The organism is Rhizobium sp. YAF28 (assembly GCF_052113285.1).
In the GTDB taxonomy this organism is placed as follows: domain Bacteria; phylum Pseudomonadota; class Alphaproteobacteria; order Rhizobiales; family Rhizobiaceae; genus Rhizobium.
In genome coordinates this window covers 167,466-191,138 of the sequence record NZ_JBFRCX010000008.1, presented here as the reverse complement: position 1 = coordinate 191,138, position 23,673 = coordinate 167,466, and the positions used below count along the sequence as shown (strand labels likewise).

At 60.3% G+C, this 23,673-nt stretch carries 21 protein-coding genes and 1 pseudogene; 6 read left to right on the top strand and 16 right to left on the bottom strand.

Annotated features, from left to right (window positions below):
* The first annotated feature begins 54 nt into the window (after window positions 1-54).
* The 3 genes and pseudogenes from AB4Z13_RS19745 (at window position 55) to AB4Z13_RS19735 (ending at window position 3,139) form a co-directional block, all read left to right on the top strand.
* Complete coding sequence (locus AB4Z13_RS19745) at window positions 55-1,500, top strand: aKG-HExxH-type peptide beta-hydroxylase (RefSeq protein WP_442206568.1); 1,446 nt, start codon at window positions 55-57, stop codon at window positions 1,498-1,500.
* Window positions 1,500-2,321 (top strand): annotated as a pseudogene (locus AB4Z13_RS19740) (ThiF family adenylyltransferase); the annotation flags it as partial. The gene AB4Z13_RS19745 and the pseudogene AB4Z13_RS19740, both read left to right, overlap by 1 nt.
* A 329-nt stretch (window positions 2,322-2,650) precedes the next feature.
* Window positions 2,651-3,139 (top strand): DUF982 domain-containing protein, encoded by a 489-nt coding sequence (locus AB4Z13_RS19735; RefSeq protein WP_442206567.1) that lies wholly within the window; start codon window positions 2,651-2,653, stop codon window positions 3,137-3,139.
* A gap of 29 nt (window positions 3,140-3,168) precedes the next feature.
* On the opposite strand, the gene AB4Z13_RS19730 is transcribed toward AB4Z13_RS19735, so the two are convergent.
* The gene (locus tag AB4Z13_RS19730; RefSeq protein WP_442206566.1) at window positions 3,169-4,029 is read right to left on the bottom strand and encodes a helix-turn-helix domain-containing protein; all 861 of its coding nucleotides are present in this window, start codon (window positions 4,027-4,029) and stop codon (window positions 3,169-3,171) included.
* Window positions 4,030-4,164: 135 nt separating this feature from the next.
* On the opposite strand from AB4Z13_RS19730, the gene AB4Z13_RS19725 reads away from it, so the two are divergent.
* Window positions 4,165-5,013 carry an N-acyl homoserine lactonase family protein gene (locus AB4Z13_RS19725; RefSeq protein ID WP_113320793.1) on the top strand — a complete coding sequence of 283 codons (849 nt, stop codon included), beginning with the start codon at window positions 4,165-4,167 and terminating at the stop codon, window positions 5,011-5,013.
* A 262-nt stretch (window positions 5,014-5,275) separates the two neighbouring features.
* On the opposite strand, the gene atzF is transcribed toward AB4Z13_RS19725, so the two are convergent.
* From atzF to AB4Z13_RS19690, 7 genes are all read right to left on the bottom strand, one after another.
* Complete coding sequence (gene atzF / locus AB4Z13_RS19720) at window positions 5,276-7,102, bottom strand: allophanate hydrolase (RefSeq protein WP_442206565.1); 1,827 nt, start codon at window positions 7,100-7,102, stop codon at window positions 5,276-5,278.
* A gap of 4 nt (window positions 7,103-7,106) precedes the next feature.
* Window positions 7,107-7,748, bottom strand: a complete 642-nt coding sequence (locus AB4Z13_RS19715) for a cysteine hydrolase (protein ID WP_442206564.1) — start codon at window positions 7,746-7,748, stop codon at window positions 7,107-7,109.
* Window positions 7,741-8,427 carry a cysteine hydrolase family protein gene (locus tag AB4Z13_RS19710; protein ID WP_442206563.1) on the bottom strand — a complete coding sequence of 229 codons (687 nt, stop codon included), beginning with the start codon at window positions 8,425-8,427 and terminating at the stop codon, window positions 7,741-7,743. The genes AB4Z13_RS19715 and AB4Z13_RS19710 overlap by 8 nt, the downstream gene beginning before the upstream one ends.
* On the bottom strand, window positions 8,424-9,572 hold the full coding sequence (locus tag AB4Z13_RS19705) for an ABC transporter ATP-binding protein (RefSeq protein WP_113320789.1): 1,149 nt from the start codon (window positions 9,570-9,572) through the stop codon (window positions 8,424-8,426). The genes AB4Z13_RS19710 and AB4Z13_RS19705 overlap by 4 nt, the downstream gene beginning before the upstream one ends.
* An 11-nt stretch (window positions 9,573-9,583) precedes the next feature.
* Window positions 9,584-10,405, bottom strand: coding sequence for a carbohydrate ABC transporter permease (locus AB4Z13_RS19700; protein WP_007814701.1), 822 nt, complete (start codon window positions 10,403-10,405; stop codon window positions 9,584-9,586).
* Window positions 10,406-10,409: 4 nt separating this feature from the next.
* Complete coding sequence (locus AB4Z13_RS19695; RefSeq protein WP_439018334.1) at window positions 10,410-11,309, bottom strand: carbohydrate ABC transporter permease; 900 nt, start codon at window positions 11,307-11,309, stop codon at window positions 10,410-10,412.
* A gap of 133 nt (window positions 11,310-11,442) precedes the next feature.
* Window positions 11,443-12,669, bottom strand: a complete 1,227-nt coding sequence (locus tag AB4Z13_RS19690; RefSeq protein ID WP_439018898.1) for an ABC transporter substrate-binding protein — start codon at window positions 12,667-12,669, stop codon at window positions 11,443-11,445.
* A 444-nt stretch (window positions 12,670-13,113) separates the two neighbouring features.
* On the opposite strand from AB4Z13_RS19690, the gene AB4Z13_RS19685 reads away from it, so the two are divergent.
* Complete coding sequence (locus AB4Z13_RS19685; RefSeq protein WP_442206562.1) at window positions 13,114-14,589, top strand: FAD-dependent oxidoreductase; 1,476 nt, start codon at window positions 13,114-13,116, stop codon at window positions 14,587-14,589.
* Between the two features lie 61 nt (window positions 14,590-14,650).
* Here the strand turns inward: AB4Z13_RS19685 and AB4Z13_RS19680 are convergent, their stop codons facing one another.
* The 5 genes from AB4Z13_RS19680 to AB4Z13_RS19660 form a co-directional block, all read right to left on the bottom strand.
* On the bottom strand, window positions 14,651-15,733 hold the full coding sequence (locus AB4Z13_RS19680) for a questin oxidase family protein (RefSeq protein ID WP_442206561.1): 1,083 nt from the start codon (window positions 15,731-15,733) through the stop codon (window positions 14,651-14,653).
* A gap of 270 nt (window positions 15,734-16,003) precedes the next feature.
* Window positions 16,004-16,837 (bottom strand): DeoR/GlpR family DNA-binding transcription regulator, encoded by an 834-nt coding sequence (locus tag AB4Z13_RS19675; RefSeq protein WP_113320784.1) that lies wholly within the window; start codon window positions 16,835-16,837, stop codon window positions 16,004-16,006.
* Between the two features lie 163 nt (window positions 16,838-17,000).
* Window positions 17,001-17,684 carry an HAD family hydrolase gene (locus AB4Z13_RS19670; protein ID WP_113320783.1) on the bottom strand — a complete coding sequence of 228 codons (684 nt, stop codon included), beginning with the start codon at window positions 17,682-17,684 and terminating at the stop codon, window positions 17,001-17,003.
* Window positions 17,681-19,189: an FGGY-family carbohydrate kinase gene (locus tag AB4Z13_RS19665; protein WP_442206560.1), complete on the bottom strand. Its 1,509-nt coding sequence runs from the start codon at window positions 19,187-19,189 to the stop codon at window positions 17,681-17,683. The genes AB4Z13_RS19670 and AB4Z13_RS19665 overlap by 4 nt, the downstream gene beginning before the upstream one ends.
* 14 nt (window positions 19,190-19,203) lie before the next feature.
* Window positions 19,204-20,004, bottom strand: coding sequence for a BtpA/SgcQ family protein (locus AB4Z13_RS19660; RefSeq protein ID WP_442206559.1), 801 nt, complete (start codon window positions 20,002-20,004; stop codon window positions 19,204-19,206).
* Between the two features lie 161 nt (window positions 20,005-20,165).
* Here AB4Z13_RS19660 and AB4Z13_RS19655 point away from each other — a divergent pair, with 161 nt between their 5' ends.
* Window positions 20,166-20,951 carry an SDR family NAD(P)-dependent oxidoreductase gene (locus tag AB4Z13_RS19655; protein WP_442206558.1) on the top strand — a complete coding sequence of 262 codons (786 nt, stop codon included), beginning with the start codon at window positions 20,166-20,168 and terminating at the stop codon, window positions 20,949-20,951.
* Between the two features lie 388 nt (window positions 20,952-21,339).
* On the opposite strand, the gene AB4Z13_RS19650 is transcribed toward AB4Z13_RS19655, so the two are convergent.
* The 3 genes from AB4Z13_RS19650 to AB4Z13_RS19640 are packed head-to-tail and all read right to left on the bottom strand — an operon-like array spanning window position 21,340 to window position 23,672.
* Complete coding sequence (locus AB4Z13_RS19650; RefSeq protein WP_442206557.1) at window positions 21,340-21,948, bottom strand: alkylhydroperoxidase domain protein; 609 nt, start codon at window positions 21,946-21,948, stop codon at window positions 21,340-21,342.
* Window positions 21,949-21,958: 10 nt separating this feature from the next.
* Window positions 21,959-22,603 carry a CMD domain protein gene (locus AB4Z13_RS19645; RefSeq protein ID WP_113320779.1) on the bottom strand — a complete coding sequence of 215 codons (645 nt, stop codon included), beginning with the start codon at window positions 22,601-22,603 and terminating at the stop codon, window positions 21,959-21,961.
* A gap of 19 nt (window positions 22,604-22,622) precedes the next feature.
* Entirely contained in the window at window positions 22,623-23,672 is a 1,050-nt protein-coding gene (locus AB4Z13_RS19640; RefSeq protein WP_442206556.1) for a putative FMN-dependent luciferase-like monooxygenase, read from the bottom strand.
* Window position 23,673: the final 1 nt, after the last annotated feature.

The following is a 23,673-nucleotide window of genomic DNA, read 5'->3' as shown; positions in this document are numbered from 1 at the left end:
CTTCACCCGAGATGCAACCTGATCCGCCCGAAGACAAACTCACGGAGGCTGTTGATGTCCGCGACCCGCATTCAACAATTGGCAGATGAGGCGCGCCACCTGCTCAAGGGCAATCCCTTGATGGCAAGTACCGTCTCCCGGCAGCGCGTCGCAACTCGCAACCTTTTGAAGCGACGCTTCCAATATGGCCGTACGCTCGCGGCGGCTTCGAAGCTCGCCGATTGTTCGGTCGGGGTACAGGCGCTGGCAGGCTATTTCCCCGGCCTTGCAGATGATGGATACGCTCGCCTGCTCGAGCTTTCGCCAGCGGTCGCCGGATCGGTCAGCACCGACCCTTACCGTTCATCCGTGCTTGCAGCCTGGATGGGTGGGCTCGCGCGCAGTCTGGAATGGCAGGCGGGCAGCCCCAATGAGCAGATAGTCCGCCGCTATCTGCGGACGGATCTGATCGCATCCGATCTTGAACTAGAACGTCAGCCGGCGCGCCGGCTTTCCTGCGGCATTGGCCTCGTCCGCATCGAGAGCCCGGCGTGGAGCCATGTCATGCAAGCCCTCCTCCGCCAATCTATGCCGGACTACCCCGGTACCGACGACCCCATCACGGGCGATGCGGAATTGGACCGCGTCGCCGACCATCTGGAGAAGGCCTTCGCCTTGATCGCGGAACTGGACGTGTACGGCTATCAGCGTTTGATCGCCTGCCTGCACACGCTTCACGTTGGCGTGCGGCGTGAACCGTCGTGTTCCTTCTCAAGTTCGAACGAATTGCCGGGCAGCGCGATGATCGCCCTTTCAAGAGAAAGATTGCGCGACGGCGATCATGCCGCGACAGCGGCCCAACTGCTTCACGAGGCGGGGCATGTCCTGCTGGGGTTTTATACGACCTCGGCGGCGGCATCCCTGCCTGGCGAGTTCCGGTATATCTCCCCATACGAGAACGACCTACAGACGCTCGAGAGCATCCTGCATACGGCCTACGCCATTCCCTGGGAGTGTGCCTTCCGCATGGCATGCCTATCCGCCGAGGTGGATCCTGAGCACCGCGCCCTGAAGACGGCATTCATAATCGCCTATGCTGCGCGGCAAATCCCGCTCATCGATATCGCTCGGAAAGGAATCGAACGTCTCGGCGGCGATGTCCTCCTCGACCTCCCAGACATCGCCGCCATTCCTTCCTGGAGTGGCCGGATCCTATTCCTCGTGAGCCAGTTGCTTGCCGAAGAGCCCATTGTACACCGCCAGGCTCACCTCGCCGAGCGCCAACGAGTTCTCGATCGCCAAGCCTGGAACATCGGACAGGTGCTTCTGCGCGGCAAGGAGCCGATCGATCCGCGGATGGGTCAGCGAGAGATCGATGACAGCGGCGACAATGTCTGCCTCTGGTACGATGGCAGATTTCACGTGATCACGAAGGCTGCCGACCATGCAATGAGCAAGGATTACGGTCGCTGCGCCGAGACGACCCGTGTAACTGCGCCCAGCGAGATGGAGGCGATGTGATGGTCAATTCTCGGTCTAAACGATTGTCAGCGGCGGCTAGCGCGTCCGTCGATTTCCCGAACCTCTTCGCCCACAGCTTTGGGCGGGGCGGCAGAGGGGCTCTGTTCACCGGCAATAGTGCTGATGCTGTCGAGGAACAGAGCCCCAATGTTACCAGTGCTGCATTCGGCGCGTCGTCGTGGGCATCCGATATGCCGGCGGAGAACGAATATGTCTCCGCAGCAATCGATCACCACGACACCTTCCTGACGCCTCTTTGCCATCGGCAACGCGACTTCGCGCGGTTTCGCGAAATTGACTTCGTCATCATCGGATGCGGCGGCGTCGGCTCGCAGATTGCCATCCAGCTTGCGACCCTCGGCGCGCGCCATTTCCTTCTCGCGGATGCGGATCATATCGGCGAGAATAACTTAAGCGACCTCCCTTGGGCGGGAAAAGCTGACCTCGGCTGTCTGAAGACAGACAAGCTGGCGACTTATCTGGCTGCCCGGTTTTCTGCCAAGGTCTTTGCACTGCCGGAAACTGCTGAAGGGGCTGCTGCGCTTCGGTTGATCGCAGACTATGCCCATAACCCGTTCGTCATTCTCGCCGGCGAGGATTCCCCTTCGGTAGGGAAGTTCGTGGCAGCCGGTCGCGCATCGGCAGCCGGCATGCCCCCCTATTTGCAAGCGAGCCGCTACGGAGGCTATCGCACCACCAGTTCCGCTGTCGTGGTGCATGCCGTCTCGCAGATCGCTCAACAATGCCTTTCGAAACACTCTGCCTCGCCAGGACGCCGATGGATTGCCAACCTCAAAACCGATCAGGGCGAGCTCCGTTCTCCTTCCAAAAACCTCGCAAGCGGAGGCCAGTTCGTCGCTCCTGGAGGCGCCAAGAAGGAACCTGTCGAAATCGCTGATGCCATCAATCCGGCGGCGCCGCATTCACTGATGTGGTCACTCGCGCCATGTTCGCTCATCTACGATGCTGGCGAAACTGGCGGAATGAATGGTGAGCTGACGATATCAGAAGCTCTTCGTGATCCGCTGATCGCCATGGTGATGCGGGCCGACGGCGTAACCAGCGAAGAATTGAAGCAACTCCTGGAGACAGCAGCCCGTAAGGTCGAAACGAATCTGTCTGACGAAGTTCAGGAACAATGAGATTCGATATGATGACAAATTTCCCAACGATAATTCTTGCTTTTGCGGGAGGTAAAGATCGCAAGGTGATCCGTACCGCTCGCGAGGCTGCGCCACTGCTGCTGAATGAATGGCCCACCGACGATGGCGAGGAATTCTTCACGGCGGTGAGAATCTGTTTGGAGGTCCTTACCGGAAATACCGAACCCGAGAACTTGCACGAGGCAATCGTCCGCGCTGCATATGAAGCGGGTATTGCTGCGATCACGACTGATCACCGCCTAGGTATCCTCAGGATCTATCCGGTTACCGAGGTCCACCGCCCATGCGCCCCTCGCAATCCCGCTCCCGTCGAACCGCTTCCACAATTGCCATCAGGGCGCCGACCGCGGCAGCGAAAATGGTTGGGACGATCCAAAAGGCATCGATCGGAAATGCATCGGGATGTTTCGAATGAAGGCGAAACTGCCCACGCATCTCTTCGCGACAACCGGAATGAGAAGGCCAAGATATTGTGATTTGCCGAAGCTCATCGACCTGCGCGAAGCTATGCTCGCCCTGTTGGGCTCGTCCCAAAACTCTCGCGGAACCGGCGGGAGAAATGCGAGCGCGACACGTAGCCCGCAGCCTCGGCGGCGGCGACTGCCGTAGCGCCGGCTGTGATTGCATGTTGCGCGGCCTTTAGTCGCTCGCGCCGCAAGATTACGCGGAAGGACGTGCCGTCCGCGGCCAATCGACGTCGTAGCGTGGACGCTCCAATTCCGAGTTTTCCTGCGACATCAGAAACGTTCCAAGCCTCCGAAGGGGCCGTTGCGATCAGCCAGGCGATATCGTCGGACAGGCTTTGTCTGAAGAGCGGTCGCGCCTCGGCAAGTGGCCGCAATAGCGCCAGTACCTCTGTCAGCCTCAGCCGTTTGATTGTTTCGCCGACGCTGACATCGGCGATCGTGGATGCTGCGTGGCAAATCGTCTCGACGAGATCGATGCTCAGCGGCACGGCGTCGAGATCGACTGCATTATGGGCGCGCTCCGCAACGGAGAGCGGTGGAATGCCCTCCGGCAGGAACGGCACATCGAGCCGCAACGCTGCGTAGACGCCGGTTTTATCGTCTGGAATGTTGACCACGTCCATCGGCACGCCACCGGGCAACACGAAGAGCGAGCCGGCCGAAAAGGACCGGGTGCGATCGCCAAGCCACACGTCCTTTTGGCCATAGAGCACGACGCAGATCATCGGACAATCAAGTCGAAGAGCTGCCACCCGTTCGCGGTCGAAGCAGCAATAGGCGAAAAGCTGCCCGCCATAGGGATGCATCCCAACATCGAGCTTTCCCGCCACCATGGGGCGGAGTCGATCGAGCAGGCGTTGGGAAAGCTCGGAACGTCGGTCGCGGATCATCATGTTCATAAGCGCAATCTATGAGAAGGCGCGGCAAGAAAAAATACCGCCGGTGAGCGTTTCGGGCCCAAGTGATCACAAATCTGGCGCATGCCTTGTGGCGAGCGGCGGCACAAGAAGGATCTTCAAGACAAGGAGACCTTCATGAAGACCTTCAAATTTGCGCTTGCCATCGGGGCAACGGTCGCATCGCTGTCCTTCGCTTCCACGCCGACACGCGCTGCTCCAGACCTTGAACTCTGGCGTCTCGACTGCGGCGACGTCATCGTCAAGGATTTATCGATGTTTTCCGACACCTTCGCTTTTGCCGGCAAGAAGGGCGAGCTGACGGATAGCTGCTACGTTATCCGCCACGGCGGCGACTACCTTCTTTGGGACACCGGGCTTCCTGCCGGCATCATCGGCAAGGCACCCGATCAGAATGCGCCGATCGGCGTCTCGCTCAAAACCGACATCCCGACCCAGTTGAAACAGATCGGCATCAAACCGGAGCAAATCGCAACCGTCGGCATCAGCCACAACCATTTCGACCATCTCGGGCAGGCTGCGACCTTTTCGAAAGCCACGCTTATGATCGGCGCTGCCGATTGGCAGACTTTTCACGACAATCCTCCGCCCTTCGCGGTCGTACCGGATCTCGTCAAACCCTGGCTCGATGGCAAGGCGAAACTCGACCTCGTGACGGGTGACCGTGACGTCTTCGGCGACGGTTCAGTGATGATGCTGTCGATGCCTGGTCATACGAAAGGGGAAGCCGCCCTCCTGGTAAAGCTTGCAAAGATGGGGCCGGTCCTGTTGTCCGGCGATGTCGTGCATTTCGAGGATAATCTGGCCACCCACGGCGTGCCGAGTTTCAATGAAAACCGTGCCGACACACTCGCATCGATGGAACGCCTCGAAGCGGTCGCAGCCGGGCTGAACGCAACGCTCGTCATCCAACACGATCCCACCCATATTTCGCGCCTGCCGGCCTTGCCCGAAAGCGCAAGATAAGCGACGCGGTCGCAATCGGCATATGATCACAAATGCCACCGGCGTTGACATGCCGGTGGCAGCAACACGGTCGGGCTCGCAAACATCGTTCCCTTGGCAACCGGACGCCGGCCCCACCTGCCCGGCAGTCTTCTCGGGCTCGATGCCGTGCTCGGCGCAAACGCTTCTTTCGCCCTTTTCATACGCTTCATCGAAGCTCGATGTGCGATGGATCCGACGTTCGCATCATTATGGACCCGGCGAACAGGTCGCTGGATCGTTTTCAGGCGCTTTGCGCGCAATAGGCACGCCAGCCGCCATAACCAGTGATATCCGGCTGGCCGCCGATGGCCGCACTTTCACAGAGAAAGCCGGTCACCTTTGAACCATCGTCGAGCGTCAGCTTGCCGACCCCGAGCGGCGCGGGAATGCGACTGATGAAATCGCCGAAACCGGCAACCGGCAGCGCCCAAATTTCGACGGCGATCGGAGCGCCGCTTTCGGCCCGGATCAGGCCCGGCTTGGCCGGAACAGCTGCCGTCAGCGCGTAGAGCCTGTAGTCGCTGCTGGTGGCGGTGGACCGGCGGAAAAAGCCGCCGCGTTCGACGAGTTCGTGGTTGAGCGGCATGCCGGAAAGATGGGCGCCAACCACGGCGATCTCCCGATAGCCTTCCGGCAGCGGTTGTGCGACGACTTCCGGATACGGGTTGTCGAACTTGGCCAGCTTGAGGCCCGTTGCCTTGTGGAAGGTGGCAGCTATGCCGGCTGTGCGCGCCTCCTCGAAGCCAGGCGCCAGGAACGTGACGCCGAGCGGCAGGCCGTCCTTGCGGAAGCCGTTGGGAACGGCAATGCCGCAAAGCCCCATGAGGTTGACGAAGTTCGTATAGATGCCGAGCTTGCTGTTCAGCTCGATCGGGTTCGCGGCGATCTCCTCCTTTGTGTAGATCGTCGGCGTCGTGGGCACCATCAGAACGGCGATGTCCTTCCATACGGCCCGAGTGTCGCGCTTGAGTTCGGCGATGCGATGGATTGCCGCGAAGGTGTCGATGGCGTTGAAGCTGCCGGATTTCGAGAGGATCTGCCGCGTTACCGGATGGATTGCATCCCGATACTTCTCCAGCACGCTGTCGAGGCTGAGCGCGCGTTCGGAAATCCAGGGGCCGTCATAGAGAATGCGTTGCGTTTCCTCGAAGGGCGTGAAATCCACCTCGACCTTCTCGCCGCCCAAGGCGATCAGCCGTTCGACAGCTTCGCCGAACAGGCGCTCGGCTTCGGCGTCACCGAAGAAACGAAGCGCATCGCCAGCCGGCACGCCGAAACGGAAGTGCGGCGGCGGCGCGACGGGAGTGAGCTGCACCTCGTCGGCTTCCGGCTTCGAGAAGGGATAGGACGGGTCATAGCCCGCCATCAGCTTCAGCACGCTCATGCCGTCCTCGACCGTCAGCGAGAATACGGAGAGCGTTTCGATGGTCTTTACGCAGCCGCCGCCGGAAACACAGGCATTGCTGACCAGACCGGGCGTCGGCTTGACGCCCACGATGTTGTTGAAGCCTGCCGGTACGCGTCCCGAGCCGGCGGCATCGTTGGCGATGGAAAAACTCGAAAGACCGGCGGCCACGGAAACGCCCGAGCCCGAGCTCGACCCCCCGGAAATGTAACGCTCGTCGAAGACGGAGGAGCAGGCGCCATAGGGTGTGCGCATGCCCACCAGACCGATGCCGAACTGGTCCATATTGGTCTTGCCGATGAGAAGCGCGCCGGCCTCGAAAAGGCGGTCGAGCGCCTGGCCGGAGGAGCGGGCAACATAGGCGGCTTCCTTGAGCGCGTTCGTCGTCGGCAGGCCGACGATATCGTTGCAGTCCTTCACCGAGAAGGGGATTCCCCAGAGCGGTCGTCCATCATGGCCGGCGGCCTCCAGCTCGGCTGCGGCCTTGAGCGCGGTCGCGCGCGACACGAGATAGGTCCAGACGTGGTCGTCGCCGCGTGCTTCTATGCGGTCGTAGATGGCGTTGACGACGCGGGTCGGCGTCAGGCCACCGGTAGCATAAGCCTTGCCGAGCGTGGTGAGATCGAGGCTGCCTGTGGCGTCGGACCAGGTGAATTCTGACATGATGCTACTCCTGAATTGTCGTTAGTGCCGCCAGGACGTCGGCGGTGGCGGCAACCGTGCCGAAAAGGCCGTTGCCGAAAGTTGTGATACGCAATTGCGCGCTGTGGCGCAGGGGCGAGGTGCCCTTGCAGGCATCCGCCACCGTCAGGCACTCGAAACCCATGTCGTTGGCCGCGCGCTGTGTGGCGTGAACGATACCTTCGGTCGGAAGGCCGGTCACGAGCAGGTTGCGCACGCCGCGCTGGCGCAGCTCATCCTCGAGCCCCGTGCGGAAGAATGCGTTGTCGCCACCATGATCGACGAGGATTGCGTTATCGGGCAGCTCCAGCCTGTCGCTCAGCGCCCATTCGGCAGAATGTCTAGCGGGAACATGGTCGCCGAGGAGACGACGGCGAGCCGCTATCGCGCTTTCGGACGGGTCTGCTCCACGGCGGGCGGCAACGACGGTAAGGCCGGCTTTCTTGGCCCCTTCGAGCAGTTCCATGGCGGCTTCGAGCTCCGGCCCGGCCGACAGCGCGGCAATGTTGCCGTTCTGGAAGCCGAGGAGCAGAAGCGCGGTGTCGATCGCCGACCAGACCCCGTCAAAGGGCCAGGAATAGGGATTGGCGGCAATGGCGCCGAAGTTTTTCATGTCGCGCTCAGCCATCGAGCATCTCCAGCATGGCCTTGAACGCAGCCCGGTCGGAGACGCCGCCCCAGCGCCCGCCGAATGCCCCAAGGATTTCGAGGGTCGCCTCGTGATTGGGTGTTTCGACCGCCGCCGTGCAGTCTTCGAGAAGCACGCACTCGATGCCGTATTCGAAACCGTCTCGCAGGGTGGATTGCACGCAACAATCCGAGGTGACACCGGTGACGACAAGGCGAGAGATGCCGCGCTTTTTCAGTTCGCCCGCCAGTTCGGTGCGGTGGAATGACGACTTGCCCGGCTTGTCGATCACCAGTTCTCCCTCGACGGGACTTAGTTCGGGAATGATCTGCCAGCCCGGCTCGCCATGCACCAGGATACGGCCAGTCTTGCCCTGATCGCCGATACCGAGCCCATGGACGCGGGTGCGCCATTGCTTGTTGGCATGCAGGTCCAAAAGATCGGGTCGGTGTCCCTCTCGGGTGTGAATAACGGTGATCTCCGCCGCCCGGGCAGCCTCGAGGACATCGCGGATCGGCGCGATGACGGAGCGGGTGTTGGAGACATCCTCGCCGAGTTGGTCGACCCAGCCGCCGGGGGCGCAGAAATCCACCTGCATGTCGATGATGATGAGCGCGATCTCCGCCCTTGAGACGGGACCGCCGAGCGGCCAGAAGCCGCCGGTTGCCGGACTCGTCACAAGGTTACTCCCGTTTGCGCATCAAAAACGAGGATGGACGCCGGATCGATGGCGAAGGACACGCTCTCGTCGCGGCTGATGCGATGGCTGCCGTCGATCATGGCTTTCAGCTTCGGCGACGACTTCATCACATCGCGCTCGTCCTCGATCATGTCGGCATGGCCCATCGCGATCTCGCCAGAATCCAGATGCAGTAGCAGGTCGGCTCCCAGATCCTCGACGAACAGGACCCTTGCGGAGAGGGTTCCGGGTCCCGTCGAGCCCGTGGTCACTTTGAAGGCTTCGGGGCGGATGCCGGCGACAACCTTGCCGCCAATACGCCGGGCCAGCCGGTCCGCCGAGGCCAGAAGCGGGAGCAGGAAGGGACCGATCTGCAGGGCCGGCGCGCCATCGTGACCGACGAGGGTCGCCTCCATGAAATTGATCGGCGGCGAGCCTATGAAGCTCGCGACGAACATATTCAGCGGATTGTCGTAGAGCCTGCGAGGGGCATCGAGTTGCTGCAGTGTTCCCTTGTTCATCACGGCGACGCGATGACCCATCGTCATCGCCTCCACCTGGTCGTGCGTCACGTAGACCGTGGTGACCGCCCGCATACGCTGCAGCCTCGAAATCTCTGTCCGCATCTGGCCACGCAGTCGAGCATCGAGGTTCGAAAGCGGTTCGTCCATGAGGAAGGCGTTGGGCGAGCGAACCAACGCCCGTCCCATGGCCACGCGCTGGCGCTGGCCACCAGAGAGGCGCGCCGGCTTCCGGTCGAGGAATTCCGTCAGTTCGAGCAGCGCAGCCGTTTCGCGAACCTTCTCCGCCACCTCCTCGGGCTTGGCGCCGCGAACCTTCAGTCCGAATGCGATATTTTCGCCTACGGTCAGATGCGGATAGAGCGCGTAGGACTGGAACACCATGGCGATATTGCGCTCGCGCGGGGCAAGATCATTGGCGACGGTATCGTTGATCCTGAGCGTGCCGCCGGTGATCTCCTCAAGGCCCGCGATCATGCGCAGCGCCGTGGTCTTGCCACAGCCCGACGGACCGACAAGCACCATGAATTCACCGTCGTTGATCGAGAGGTTAAAGTCCGTCAGTGCTGCGGACTTGCCGCCCGCATAGGTTTTGGACACGTTCTGAAACGAAATCTGGGCCATGGATCTGGGTCCTACTGTACGCCGTTCGTTGCGCCCTGAACGAAGTAGCGATTCATGAACAGCGCCATCAGGACAATCGGAATTGTTGAGAAGTGGGCGAGCGCGCCGAGCGTGCCCCAGGTGATGTCCTTGGTACCGTAGGCGGTCAGCAACGCGACCGATATCGGCTTGGAATCGAGTGTCGTGAGGAACATGGGATGAAGGAAGTCGTTCCAGGAAAACATCATGCAGAACAAGGCGCAGGCGATCATGCCTGAACGGGTGGTCGGCACAGCGACCTTGAGGAAGGCACCCATCTGCGTGCAGCCATCGGTCAACGCCGCCTCTTCCATATCGGGAGGCAGCGACTTGAAATAGGAGAACATCATCCAGGTCACGAAGGCACAGTTGAGCATGGTGTTGAAAACGATGACCGCCCACCAGCTTCCGAGCAGGCCGATGTCCCGCATGAGCAGATAGAAGGGGATCAGGGCGGCGATTGCCGGGATCATGCGGATCGCCAGGAAGAAATAGGCAAAGCCCGCGGCATACCTGGACTTCGACCTTGCCAGTGCATAGCCCGCGGGAGTGCCGAGCAGCAGCGACAGAAGCGTCGTACCGACGCTGATGACAAGCGACGAGCGCACCAGCGAGAACACGTCGAAAGCCGCAAAGGCCTTGCGGAACTGGTCGAGCGTTGGCTCGAAGAACAACCGCGGCGGCACGGAGAAGATCTGGTTCGAGGGCTTGTAAGCCGTGGAAATCAGCCAGCATACCGGCAGCAGGAAGAGCACGGTAATGGTGAGAATGGTGGTCCGCTCGAGAAAGACGCGTCGTTTGGAAACCATGGCCATCGCATTACTTCCCATTGATCCGTACATCGGCGCGGCGCACCACTAGCATCAGCGCGGTCGCCATCAGCGCTATAAACAGCAGTGTGACGTTGCCGACCGCCGACGCATAGCCGACATTGAAGAATTGCAGCCCTTCCTTGACGCCGAGCATCATCAACGTGTTCGTAGCGTCGTCGGGTCCACCCCCGGTCGTGACGAAGACGGAATCGAACACGCGGAAGGCGTCCATGCTTCTCAGCGTGAGCGCCAGGAAGACCGATGGCAGCATCAAAGGCAGGATAAGCATCCGAAAGCGCTGCCAGGCCGTTGCGCCATCGACCAGCCCCGCCTCCAGCACGTCTGCCGGCAGCGCTTTCAATCCTGCGAGCAGGATCAGCGCCATCAGGGGCGTCCATTCCCAGCAATCGATAAGGATCAGCACCCAGAGCGCCGTGCTGCCGTCCGTCAGAAGGCCGCTACGCGGCCCGATCCCGGCCTCTGACAGGAAGTAGCCGATCATGCCGTAGTCCGCACCGAGCAGCGCCTTGAAGATCAGGCCGACCACCAGCGGGGTGATCGTGGCGGGAATGAGCAGGAAGGCAAGGACGATGCGATTGAAGCGACTGTCGCGCCACAGCAGCAGCGCAAGGCAGAAGCCGAAAACCAGCTGCAACCCGACGCTGAAGATCGTGAACTGAAAGGTATTGAGAATGGCCTTGCGGGCCGATGGATCCGAGAAGATGTCGAAGTAGTTCTGGAGGCCAACGAACTGGGTGCGGGCCGGGCGCAGAAGATGGTATTTATAGAAGCTGTACCAGATGCCCTGTCCAAGGGGCCACAACCCTACAGCTGCGACATATATGACGGCCGGCGCTGCCATGAGAGATAGGAAAAACCTGCGGCGGTCTGAGAAGCTGTAACGCACAGGTCAACGCTCCACTCTAAATTCGGCAGGTCGGGGGAACAGCCAGCGCCTGTCATATGGCTCGCAACTTTACTCAGGTTGCATTGAAGGTCGGCCCGCCACCCTTTCCTCGGCTGGCGGGCGTCAAAGTCTGTCAGAACAGTTTTTCGGCTGCCGCCTGGGCTTTGTCCAGCGCATCCTTCGGCGTAACCGAGCCAGAGAGCGCCGAGTTCACGGCAGTGCCAAGCAGATCCTGGATTTCCGGATACTGGGGAATGCGCGGGCGGAATTCGCCATTGCCGTGCTCATAAGTTTCCTTCAGAACCGGCAGGAAGTCGAATTTCGCGTTGAGATCGGGGTCGTCGAGCTCGCTCTTGCGGATGAAGCCACCTGCCCCGAGCATGTTGAACTCCTTGTGGACCTTCTTGCTGCTGATCCACTTGATAAAGGTCCAGGCAGCGTCCTGCTTGGAGGCGTCGATGTCGGCATTGATCGACAGGCCCCACCCGCCGACGCCGTATTGCGGCGTCATGCCCGTTGCGACCGGAGCGACCGAAATACCAACCTTGCCGACCACGTTGGAGACCTTCGGATCGGAATAGGACGTCGCACCGACGGACCATGTCTGCATGAAGGCTGCAAGCCCCTGACGGAAACTTTCTTCGCGACCGCCCCAGTCATATTCGATTGCGCCGGGAGGTGCAGCCTCCGTGAAGAGCTGCTTGTAAACCTCGAGGCTCTTGATATTGGCTTCGGAGTTCAGCGCCGGTTGGCCATCCTTGTTGAGAATGGAGCCGCCAAGCTGATTGTTATACTGCATCCAGTCCTGTGCGACCGCAGGCCCCTTCTGGCCATTGGCGACAAAGCCATACTGCTTCTTGGACGGGTCGTTGAGTTTCAGGGCGTCCTGAACAAGTTCTTCCATGTTCGCCGGCGGCTTCAGACCGGCCGCTTCCAACAAGTCCTTGCGATAAGCCAGAACGTTGGCATAGGCCGCAAGCGGATAGGCAACATATTTGCCGTCATATTGCCCGAGGGATTCAAGGATCACCGGATAGATATCGTCGAGATCGAGTTCCGCCGCGTCGCGCTTTACCCTGTCGGTCAGGTCAACTGTATACTTGTTCTCCGCATAGGCGCCGGCCCAAACGATGTCCATGGTGACGAGGTCGTAGCCCTTGGTGTCGCCAATGAAGTCGGCGGTCGTCTTGGTCAGCAGCGTGCCATAGTCCATGATCTCGACCTTGACGTCCGCGCCCGTCTCCTCCTTGAAGGCGGGGGCGAGCGCCTGAAGGACGTTCGCGAAGCCGTCGTTCATGGAGGCAATCGTCAGCGTTACGCCATCGAGCGACTTCGCCTCGGCATAGGCAGTAGAAGCCATGAGCGCGAGCACCGATACCGCCAGCCTGCCTGCTTTAATGGTCATGCATGGTGAGGATAGTTTCATCATGGATCGCCAACCCCTTCTGTTTTTGAACCGGATGAAGGCAGGTTAGCTATGACCGCACTCAAGTCAAACAAAAATTCACATCTATCACAAAAAACATACCGAAGTCTATCTCTCTGATTAATCCTTTTGCAGGATGACCAATGCGCAGCCGCGATCTGATTTATTTTAAGGCAGTAGCGTCTAATTTTTCATCCTATTGTTTTTGCTAAGATATTTTTTGCACTCTATATTTCCCCGTTTCGTTCTCAGAAGGGAGCCGCCGTTTGTGTTGCGAAGAAGAGTGCGTGTGCGAAAAAAATGAAAACAACACAATCAAACACTTTACAACTTTCCCCCTCTCGATACCTTGGTGTCGTTTCCCGGAGAAATGTCGCCATGCAGCCATCGATGGATGTTTCAGCCCCACACCGCCCCGCATTTGGTGCCGCGGCCGTTGCCGCACTTGAAGCGCAGGTTGCGCGCGACCTCACAACGATAGAAGCGTGCCTGCGCGAGTGGGTGCCGGAACGACGCCGCACATCCGGCGAGGCGATATCAGATGTCGTCATCGTGGGAGCAGGTCTCTCTGGCCTGTCGGTTGCCTTTGGGCTGAAGCGGCAGGGCGTCCAGCGCATACTCCTCATTGATGCTGCACCGGAGGGCCGCGAAGGACCCTGGATCACCACGGCGCGCATGCGCACATTGCGTTCACCCAAGACCCTCACCGGGCCGGATCTCGGAATTCCGTCATTGACCTATCGGGCCTGGCACGAGGCCACATATGGGCCGCAACATTGGGAGACGCTGGATAAGATCGATCGGATCGACTGGATGGCATATCTCGGCTGGTTCAGATCGGTCCTTGCACTGAATGTTTACAACGATACAAAACTGATCCGGATCGAGCCCGATGAAGGGCATCTGCGCCTCCTTGTGGAACGAGAAGGGGTGCTAGGAGAGCTTTCCTGCCGCAAGGTCGTGCTGGCCACCGGCCTCGAAGGGGCCGGCAGCCTGAACGTGCCGGGCGCAATCCGCGAAAACCTTCCACGTCAGCACTGGACCCATAGCGGTGATGAGATCGATGCCGGCTTCTTTGTCGGCAAACGGATCGGCGTGCTCGGTGCGGCCGCATCCAGCTTCGACTGGGCGGTCGCGGCTCTCGAGGCTGGCGCTGTATCCGTGACGGTTCTGGCGCGCTCGACTGTCCTGCCTCGCACGGAACTGCTTGATTGGTCGAATTTCCCCGGCTTTCTCAACCATTTCGCCGATCTCGATGATCACAGCCGCTACAGATTTACCCGGCGGATGTTTGCCTTCAAGACACCGCCGACCAACGAGATGTTCAACCGCGCCATGGCACATGAGGCGTGCCGGCTGGTGACGGGCGCCCATGTGCGGTCGGTCGCCATGGAGGGCGAGAAGATTTGCATAGAAACCGCGGCCGGCGATTTTCGGTTCGATCACCTCCTGCTCGGTACGGGCTATCGCGTCGATCTTTCATGCCGGCCGGAGCTTTCCAACCTGATCGGTTCGGTTGCGACATGGGAGGACCGCTTCATCCCGAACGAGGGAGAGGATGACCGCGATCTCCTGGCCTATCCCTATCTGGGCCCGGCTTTCGAATTCCTCGAGAAGACGCCGGGCTCTTTGCCGATGCTCACCAACATCCATGTCTTCAACAATGCGGCGGTCCCGAGTCTTGGGCCTGTATGCAACGGCATCACCGGACTGAAATCCGGCGTGCCGAAACTCGTTGCCGGCATCTGCCGCGGCCTCTTCAAGGCCGATATCGAGCATTTCTACCGGTCGCTCGACGGCTACGACAAGATCCATTTCCAGCCGGAATATTGCTTCGACGGCGACGCTGCCTGAGGCGCCGGCCCGTCATCTGTCCTCAGGGCGCTAAGAATATTCCCGACGTTCAGCCCGTGACTTACCCCTGAAGGGCATTCGCATGGAAATCGATCAAGCCCATGCGGCGCGCGGCGACGACCTTGTAGAGCGGATCGCCGGTATCGCGAAACTCCTCGAATGCCGAAAACACCAGCGAATGGTCGTGTTCGTCATTTGAGGCGACGGCAGCGGCGGCAATGATCTCATCCGGCGGCACCGGCACAGTCCGCCATTGGTCGAGGACCTCCGGCGAGGGCAACGCCGGCATGTTAATCTTGGTATAGAGCGCCATGACGACTTCCCAGAAATGCATGGCGAGGCGTTGCGGCTCATCCAGATGGGGACTGACGAGCCGCAGCCAATGACAGCCGGTGACGGCATGCAGGGCCTCGAAACTCATTGTCGCCGCAAACAGCGCAAGGGATGCGGGACGCATCCGGCCCAGCAGATCCGGCGACGGCGCCAAACGCCCGAGCCGCTCCTGAAACGCCGGCACCTTGCCCATGGCCTCGATCCATTTCCAGAGCAGATAGGTCGGCGCGTCGATATTGCGAAGCCGTGGATCGGCATGCATGTCGAGCAAAAGAGCGACCGGATCGATGACGTCGCGCCGGCGATCGGCCGGAATGGCGTCGTAAGACAGGTAGGTGGCCGCCCAGTAACCGAGCGCGACGGCGATTTCGGTATCGTCGCTGCGAAGCACCGCATAGGCGAGCCTCATCAATCCATGGGTGGCGGAAGCGGCAACGCCGGGAAAGAGGCGTGGCAGGTAGCGCCGGATGGCTGCGTGCCCGCCTATCTCGGCAACGACCCCCTGGAAGAAGCGCCGCAGGTCGCCCTCATGCTCGCGCTGCCCCAGCACCGTTTCCCAGTTCGAGGCATCGAGCTGCCTGACCGGCGCCGCCGGAAAGGGAACGGCATGAATGCGCGTGTAATGCTCCGCATATTCCTCCAGCCGCGCGGGTGAAGCGCCGAGCCTTCCCATGGCTTCGAGCACCATGGGAAGATGGTTGGCAAGCAGGACCGGAAACTCGCCGCTGTGACGGCCGATATCGGCGATCAACGAGGGCAGCCGCTCCCCGGCCGACGGATCGGGATAAATGGCTTTCAAGGAAGTGAACATGATCGCGCGCACCGTTTTTCTGTCCGGAGACTTCTGCCCATCGGAAATGAGCCATAGGGCTCAATTCACGAATAAAGAACAATCTCTAACAAAAAACAACAAATAGCAACCTTCCCTCCCCTGCTCCGGGGGAATTTCCAGCGGATTATCCTTCGCACCATCAATACATGCAATGCGCATTTACGTCTTCAAAGGACAAGCACGTTCTCAGCAAGCAATCGTGATCCGAATTTAGAGACACTGCGTCGTGGATATGCGGAACTGGCCCGGTCAATTGGCGACGATAATTTCCACGTTTGCGTTGGTCAGCGCCTTGTAGAGATCGCCCGTCGGCATTTCGTCACAGATAAGCGTATTGAACTCCGTCAACGCGGCCACATACACCAGAGACATGTTGTTGAATTTGGTTGAATCGCACAACACCACACGCCGGGACGCTCGTGAAAGATAGATACGCTTCATGTCCGTTTCTTCGAACGAATAGTCGAAGATCCCTTCTGGCGTCAGGCCGGAAACACCGACGAAGGCCACGTCGAACCACAGGGATTCGAACTGACTGACGGCGGAAGAACCGCTCGTGGACATTTCCTCGCCGCGGATTCGACCGCCGGCGAGATAGATCTCCGCTCCCCTTCCGGCCAGATGTGCGGCGCTGCGAATGCTGTTGGTGAAGATCTTCGTATGCGGACGTACCGTCAGGGTTTCCGATACGAAATAGGTGGTCGTTCCAACGTCGAGCGCGATGCTGCGAGCTCCCGCGGCAAGATCGACGGCGGCAGAAGCAATCCGCTTCTTCAGGTTCTCGTTTCGAACAAGGCGAGTTTCGAAGGCTGGCTCTTCGCTGTCGGCACTTTCGCTGACCGGCATCGCCGGCGCACGATCTGGCTTCACCGCGCCGCCATGGGTGCGAATAAGCTTGCCGTCCTTTTCGAGTTCTACGAGATCGCGGCGGACGGTCATTTCCGACACCGAGAGCTGCTGGGCCAGGTCGCTTACGGTCACTGAGCCGAAGCGGCCGATCGCTTCGACAATTGCGGCCTGCCTGACCTGCGCCAGGAATTTGGGCCGTTCATTCGTTTTCAACGCCGACTGTTCCCTCGCCATCTGCCTCTTGTCTTTCGTTTGTCGCCAATGTCCGTTGCGACGAAGATAAAAGCTAGCTTAGCCGAAAGGGAAAGCGTTTCAAACAAAGCTTGTTCGAATCAAACACGCCATGCACAGGCGATTATGATCACCTCTGTGCGGAAGTACAGGCTGCACATTTTGCCTAACGCGTATGACTGGTTGCATTGCCTGTCGAAAAGAGCGCTGCGACGCCGGCCAGCGCGTCGATCGTCAGATCCGGTCGTCGGTCCGTGTCCTCTTCCTCGAGACCGCCGTCCTGCATAGTGAAAAGCACAGAATAGAGACCTGCGGCCCTGGCGGAGACGAGACCGGTGAGACTGTCTTCGACAGCCACGATCGATGCAGGCGAAACCCTCAGGCGTTCTGCCGCGTTGCGATACGGCATGGGCGAGGGTTTGCCTTCCGCTACATCATCGAGGCTGATCGAAAAACGGATGCAGGAGGAAATGCCCATGGCATCGAGATTGGCGTCGACGACGGGCCTGCAGGAATTGGAAACGCATACTTGCGGAATGCCGATATCGGCGAGCATCCGGATGGTTTCGACCGCTCCTGGCACGGCCTGCAGGCTGTGCCGGTTTTCAATATAGTACCGATTGATCGCGTCCAGCCATTCCTGTTCTGCGAGCCCTTGCGGCAGGCGGGAGCGCAACAGCTTCCAGACGTCGCCCATGTGGACGCCGCGAAACGCCATATCCGGAAGATCGGACAGGTCGACGCCGAAACCCCGCGATGCCGCCACAAGTGCGCGATGGTGCAACGGCTCGCTGTCGACCAGCGTTCCGTCGATATCCCACGCAACGGCCAGAAAGCCAGCATCACTCACGAGCCGGCTCTCCAGCGCGGCGCGAGCCGTTCGTAGAGGTCACGGTAGCGGAGGTAACCCTCCCGGTATGAAGCAACGTTCTCGGCCTGCGGCTGCAGGACTTCGGAGAAGGTGACGAAGCGGGTCACGCCCCGCCAGTCGTTTTCAAGGCCGACGCCGATCGCTGCCGTCCATGCCGCCCCGATGCAGGAGCCAGGATGACCGGACAGGCGCTGTACCGGCGCATTCAGCACATCCGCAACGATCTGCATCCAGACGGTACTCTGCGATCCGCCATCAGACACGAGGAAGCGCCTGAGATGGTGGCCCATATCGACCAGAACCTCGATATGGTGGCGAATCGCATAGGCATAGGCCTCCAGGAGGGCTCGCCAGAGATGGCCGATATCGTGCGAAAGCGTGAGCCCCTCAATGACGCCGCGCGCTGCGGGATCATGTATTGGGGTCTTCTCCCCGAGCAGATATGGCAGAATGGTCAGCCCGTCCGCGCCTGCAGGTTTGGCAGAAGCCAGGACATCAAGATGCTGATGAAGGCTTCGCCCCGCGGCCCGCGCCGCTTCCCGCTCGCCTCCGGCAAATGTCTCGACGAACCAGTTGAGGGCCGAACCGCCAGTCGACATGCAGCCATTCGGCATGAACAGGCCCGGCACGAGATGGTAGTCCAGAAACAGGCGCGGATCGGGCTTGACGAGATCGGTTGCTGTGAGAATGTCGACCGCTCCGCCGAATTTCAGGAGCACGTCGCCCGCATCAATGACACCTGCCCCGAGCGCCGAGGCGATCATGTCCGCCGCGCCGCCGACGACTGGCGTGCCGGCCGCCAGGCCAGTCTCGCTCGCGCCGCGGGCATCGATCAAGCCCATGATCTCGTGCGAAGCCCGCTTGGGCGGAAGGACGTTTGGCCTGACATGGGCAAGGCGGATCAGGTCCTCGTCGACAAGGCCCATCGAAATATCCACGAAACCTGCTTCGAGCGCCCAGTTCTGCTCCATGGCCCGGCTGCCTGTCAGGCGATAGTTGATGTAGTCGTAGGAGCCAAACACAGTTGCAATGCAGGAGAAGACGTCCGGCTCATGCCGCTCGATCCAGCGCAGCTTGGCCGTGACGAGTTGTTGGTTGATGCCATTGCCGGCTCGCTTCAGAAAATCGGGCTCGTTCCATTCCTGCCGAAGTTCGGCAACCTCCGCCCCGCAGCGGCCATCGCTCTGCTGGATGCTCGGACGCAGCACGTTACCCTCGCCGTCAAGCAGCACCACCGCCGGCAACATGCCGGTGACGCCGACGGCCTTGACCTCGGACGCTTCGATGCCGCTCGCGTTCAGGAGTTCGGTCACGATGGCGCGCACATTGGCCCACCATTCGGCCGGGTCCTCCTCGGCCCATCCGGCGTGGGGGGAGGAAAGCGTGACCGGTCGGGTAGCGGTCGCCAATATGCGGTCGGGTAGCCCGACCAGGATGCCGATGGTCGAGGTCGTCCCGATATCCAGGCCAAGAACAACGGTCATAAAGCGGTTCCGTCTCAGCGCAATGTTTCGACTACGTCCATGAAGCGTTTGACGCGACTTGCGTCAACCGCATTCCAGGTGTTGCCGTCGACCTTGAAATGGGTGCCGATGACGACACCCTGCGCCATGCCGAGAATATCCCGGACGTTGTCGATGTTGACGCCGGTATTGGCGAAGACCGGGACGTCCTTTATGACGTCGCAGACATCGCGCAAGTCCGACTGATTGGCCGGCTGGCCGGTAATCGGGCCCGAAACGAGAATCGCATCGGCAAGCGAGGAGAATACGGCGCTCCGGGCGCGAAGAGCGATCGGGCGCTGGTCGAGAGAATGGGCAAATTCCGCGTTGATGTTGAACAGCATCTTCATGTCCTTGCGGCCGAGAGTGGCGCGCAGGCGCGCGGCGCCGGCGCAATCCGGCTGCCACAGTCCCATGTCTGAGGCGAACAGGCCCGTGAAGATCTCGCGTACGAAGCTTGCGCCGGTGACGGCCCCGATAGCGACGCTGGCCAGCGGATCCCACAGGTAGTTGACGCCGAACGGTACTTTCAGCGACGGCTTGATCGCCTGCACGATAGCCGTCATGGCCGCGATGCCTTCCGGCGAGCCCTTGAACACATACGGGCGGTCGTTTTCATTGCCGAACATGATGGCGTCCACGCCGCCGGCCTGGAGCTTCTCCACATCCGACATTACACCATCGATCAGTTTCTGGACGCCGCCATCGGCATCATAGAGCGGAGAACCCGGCAGCGCCCCTATATGGGCCATGGAGATCACGACTTTCTTGCGGGCTCCAAAGCAGTCAAAAACCATTTCCAGATCCTTTAGCGGCGTCAGACATTTCCGGGCGAAACGACCCGTCCGGTGTGAGATGTCGAAAGCATAGACAGAGAAACGAACGCAAGCAAACAAAAAAAACATTTGATAAGTTCGATTTTGTTTCTTATCGTGGTGCAGCATAATAAGGAGCAGTCATGACTCATCCGAGTTTCCCAGAACTACGCGAGCGCCGTGCCTTCCTTACCGGAGGCGGTACCGGCATCGGTCTTGCCATCGCAAAGGCGCTCGCACGGCAGGGCGTAACGATCGCCATTGCGGATATCGATGTGCGATCTGCTGAAAAGGCGGCGCAGGAAATCGGAAACGGCGCGATTGCCCTCGAGGTCGATGTGCGCAAGCGCGCGTCGGTGCAGGCGGCTTTTTCGACCGCGCTGGAGAAACTGGGCAGCATTGATATCCTGATCGCCAATGCCGGGGTTTCGACCATGCAGAAGGCGCTGGAACTGACCGACGAGGAATGGGATTTCAACTTCGATGTGAACACTCGCGGCATATTCCTGACCAACCAGATCACCGGGCGTCATTTCTCGGAACAGGGCCGCGGCTGCATCGTCAACACTGCATCGCTGGCCGCCAAGGTCGGCGCCCCGCTTCTCGCGCACTATTCCGCGAGCAAGTTTGCGGTGCTCGGCTGGACGCAGGCGCTGGCGCGCGAGCTTGCTCCCCAGGGGATCCGGGTGAATGCTGTTTGCCCTGGCTTCGTCAAGACCGGCATGCAGAGCCGCGAGATCGAGTGGGAAGCCACCTTGCGAAGCATCACGCCGGAGCAGGTTTTCAACGAATATGTCGGGCAAACACCGCTCGGTCGCATCGAAACACCTGAGGACGTCGCCGACGTCGTTGTCTTCCTATGCTCTGACAGCGCCCGCTTTATGACCGGCCAGGGCATCAACGTTACCGGTGGCGTCTATATGACGTGATGGGCCGGGACGGCAAGCGGACCTGAGCACAAGCGCAAGGAGATGCCGCCAAACGGGGTACTCCGGTTTCAGAGTTTGTGCAGCTGGGGTAGGCTATCGGATGCCTTCAGCCGCAAGGTGAAGGCCTGGCTGACGCAAAAATAGGTCCGGCTTGCAGCGGTCGAGGCGGTAAAAAATTGTCGGCTTAATAGACAAAAGGCGACCGTTGCGTTTTCAAGGCAATGCCGGAATAAAATTCTTTTGTTGGCGATCGCCGGCGGACGCTTATCGTCGGGAAGCCTTCGCCAACCGTCACTGGCGCTGCTTACGCCCAGCCGAACCTGTCAGATCAGACAGGTGCGAAGCGGGCGGGACTTTTCGGGTCCCGCCTCAACCTTCGGGATGGACGTTAGCGGCCCGCGGGCGTCGGCTCACCGAGCGAGAGCATCAGTCGGTTCGCCCAATTGAAGAAGGCTGCCCCGTGAATAACGTCGGCAATCTCCAGGTCCGACAGCCCCTCCTCCCGAAGACCCACAATATCCTCGACGTCGAACGTCGTGGGCGTTGCAGTGATCGCGACCGATGCCGCGACCACCGCGTTCCAGCGACGGCTGCCGAGATCCACTTCTGTGCCTTCCTTCAGAAGCCGTTCCACGTCTTCGGTCCGCTTGGAGTGATAGGAGGCAAACCGCGAGTGAACGGATGCACAGAAGATGCAGCCATTCGTACGCGAGGCGGCCGTTGCGGCAAGTTCCCTTTCCGCACGAGGCAGGCCGGATGTCGTATTATAAAATATGTCCTTGTCCGTCTTCGTGCGCGCCTCCAGCGTGTCCGGATCTCGGACGAGCAGCATGAAGTATGGAGACTTGGACCGCGCAGCATCCACAAGACCTGCCCAATGCCGGTCTGTAAGATCGGACTCGAAGAGAGGTTCAAGCCAAGGCGTCCAGCCGATTTCATCTTGCGTGAAGACGTTGGGAGAATTTTCGACGTTCGGACGAATAACCGATTCAGTCATATCAAGCTTCCTATTCTGCAGCTGCCGAGGAGGCAGCCTGTCCGGCGCCAGCGGCGCCAAGCGCCTTGAGCCCCTTGATCACCCTGATCTGGAACGAGAGAAACGCGACGATCTGCGAGAGCGTGACGATCCCGGTCGTCGACCAGCCTGCATCCAACAGGCTCTGAAGTGCATTCGGACTGGCGTCGCGTGGACGAAACACCAAGAGATGGGTGTGCTCCAATCCTGCGCTCAGTTTCTTTCCCAATACCGCGCGGCCAAAATCGGACACGGCAAAGACAAGCCCTTCCTTGTTTTCGGGGGATAAAGGACCCTCGGGATAGGAACCATAGGGACCATTGGTCACGCCATGATCCACTTCGGCCCTCACCGCGGCGGAGAGGGAAGATCCGCCGGCCAATTCGTTAAGACCAGCATCGTAAAACCCGCTCGCTTCGTCGGCCTGGTGGAGCCTCGCGACGAAAGTGGCGAGTGCCAGTCGCTCTCCACGCGTAACATCGCCTTCTTCGCGGGGCTCGAACAGCGCCAGATAGCTCTTCTGCGCATTGAGCCTGGTTTCCGGCCGCTCGGCACGAATTCGATCCACGAATGAGCCAGGTTCTATCCCGGCCAGAAGTTCGATCACATCCTTTGACGATGACTTCGATGACGACATGGAATTTCCCTCCAATGAATTAGGCTGTAACAGCGTGACGCTGCGGTTGAGAATTGCGCGTGGCGCCCAGCCATCCGAGCGCCGGTGCGACCTCAGTTGCGATCAATTCCAGTGAGCGCAGGATGTAGGAATGAGGCGGATCGACCGAATGGACCTGGAAAACGAGATCGGTGACCCGTGCGAGCGACTGATCGGCCTTTAAAGAGGCAATCACCTCATCAGGCGTCCCGACGTGGACGTCGAAGGCCTTGATGAGCTCTGCGGTCGTCGATGCGTTGACCTTGTGTCCGTTGGCGATGAAGCGCTCGACGCTGCGGTTGAGACCGATCTCGGCGAAATGAAGTGCCTCTTTGCGGTCGTCTGCGACGAACAGGCTTCGAGAGCCCAGGATGCGCGGCGCACGCCCCTTTGGGAGGGCAGCCAGATAGGTGTCGATGATCGGGTTCTGCAACTCCCAAAGTTCCGCTTTCGGCGTCTCGGCCGGCCGGGGTTGGGTGCGTGACAACATCAGACCATCGCCATCTCGCCCTGCTCGCTCACCGCCGCCCACAGAAAATGTTGCCTGCCAGACACGATCGCCGAGGTCCCCGCCGGCGGGATAGAGATAATTATCGCCGGCAAGCGCCCTGCCCGCCCAAGCGTCACGAACCGTTGCCAGATGCCTGGCGTAGACGGATCCGCGATTACTGCTTTCCAGTCCGAACGGCAGGAAGGATTGAGGCGTCCCGCCAGTGCCGAAGCCGACCTCGAGGCGACCGTTGGAAAGCAGGTCGAGAACGGCCGTGTCTTCTGCAACACGAACCGGGTCTTCCATAGGTAGGGTTATGACACCTGTGCCCAAGCGGATGCGCGAGGTCCTTGCGGCAACATCGGCCAGAAACACCAGGGGGGCTGGCAAACCGCCTTCATCGCCATTGAAATGATGTTGCGCCACCCAGGCAGTGTCGAAACCGAATGCCTCGGCGTGAATAATCTGCTCGGCCACAAGCCGGTAACGGGTGGCAGGGTCCGCCTGATCAAGCACTCGGCTGAAGAAGCCGAGCTTTTTCGGGATATCTGTCCGGGTCATG

What these genes read in the sequence shown, in the direction of transcription:
- AB4Z13_RS19745 (WP_442206568.1), top strand. Translation starts at nt 55, where the DNA reads ATGTCCGCGACCCGCATTCAACAATTGGCAGATGAGGCGCGCCACCTG.
- AB4Z13_RS19735 (WP_442206567.1), top strand. Translation starts at nt 2,651, where the DNA reads ATGATGACAAATTTCCCAACGATAATTCTTGCTTTTGCGGGAGGTAAA.
- AB4Z13_RS19730 (WP_442206566.1), bottom strand. Translation starts at nt 4,029, where the DNA reads ATGAACATGATGATCCGCGACCGACGTTCCGAGCTTTCCCAACGCCTG.
- AB4Z13_RS19725 (WP_113320793.1), top strand. Translation starts at nt 4,165, where the DNA reads ATGAAGACCTTCAAATTTGCGCTTGCCATCGGGGCAACGGTCGCATCG.
- atzF (WP_442206565.1), bottom strand. Translation starts at nt 7,102, where the DNA reads ATGTCAGAATTCACCTGGTCCGACGCCACAGGCAGCCTCGATCTCACC.
- AB4Z13_RS19715 (WP_442206564.1), bottom strand. Translation starts at nt 7,748, where the DNA reads ATGGCTGAGCGCGACATGAAAAACTTCGGCGCCATTGCCGCCAATCCC.
- AB4Z13_RS19705 (WP_113320789.1), bottom strand. Translation starts at nt 9,572, where the DNA reads ATGGCCCAGATTTCGTTTCAGAACGTGTCCAAAACCTATGCGGGCGGC.
- AB4Z13_RS19700 (WP_007814701.1), bottom strand. Translation starts at nt 10,405, where the DNA reads ATGGCCATGGTTTCCAAACGACGCGTCTTTCTCGAGCGGACCACCATT.
- AB4Z13_RS19690 (WP_439018898.1), bottom strand. Translation starts at nt 12,669, where the DNA reads ATGGCTTCTACTGCCTATGCCGAGGCGAAGTCGCTCGATGGCGTAACG.
- AB4Z13_RS19685 (WP_442206562.1), top strand. Translation starts at nt 13,114, where the DNA reads ATGCAGCCATCGATGGATGTTTCAGCCCCACACCGCCCCGCATTTGGT.
- AB4Z13_RS19680 (WP_442206561.1), bottom strand. Translation starts at nt 15,733, where the DNA reads ATGTTCACTTCCTTGAAAGCCATTTATCCCGATCCGTCGGCCGGGGAG.
- AB4Z13_RS19675 (WP_113320784.1), bottom strand. Translation starts at nt 16,837, where the DNA reads ATGGCGAGGGAACAGTCGGCGTTGAAAACGAATGAACGGCCCAAATTC.
- AB4Z13_RS19665 (WP_442206560.1), bottom strand. Translation starts at nt 19,189, where the DNA reads ATGACCGTTGTTCTTGGCCTGGATATCGGGACGACCTCGACCATCGGC.
- AB4Z13_RS19660 (WP_442206559.1), bottom strand. Translation starts at nt 20,004, where the DNA reads ATGGTTTTTGACTGCTTTGGAGCCCGCAAGAAAGTCGTGATCTCCATG.
- AB4Z13_RS19655 (WP_442206558.1), top strand. Translation starts at nt 20,166, where the DNA reads ATGACTCATCCGAGTTTCCCAGAACTACGCGAGCGCCGTGCCTTCCTT.
- AB4Z13_RS19650 (WP_442206557.1), bottom strand. Translation starts at nt 21,948, where the DNA reads ATGACTGAATCGGTTATTCGTCCGAACGTCGAAAATTCTCCCAACGTC.
- AB4Z13_RS19645 (WP_113320779.1), bottom strand. Translation starts at nt 22,603, where the DNA reads ATGTCGTCATCGAAGTCATCGTCAAAGGATGTGATCGAACTTCTGGCC.
- AB4Z13_RS19640 (WP_442206556.1), bottom strand. Translation starts at nt 23,672, where the DNA reads ATGACCCGGACAGATATCCCGAAAAAGCTCGGCTTCTTCAGCCGAGTG.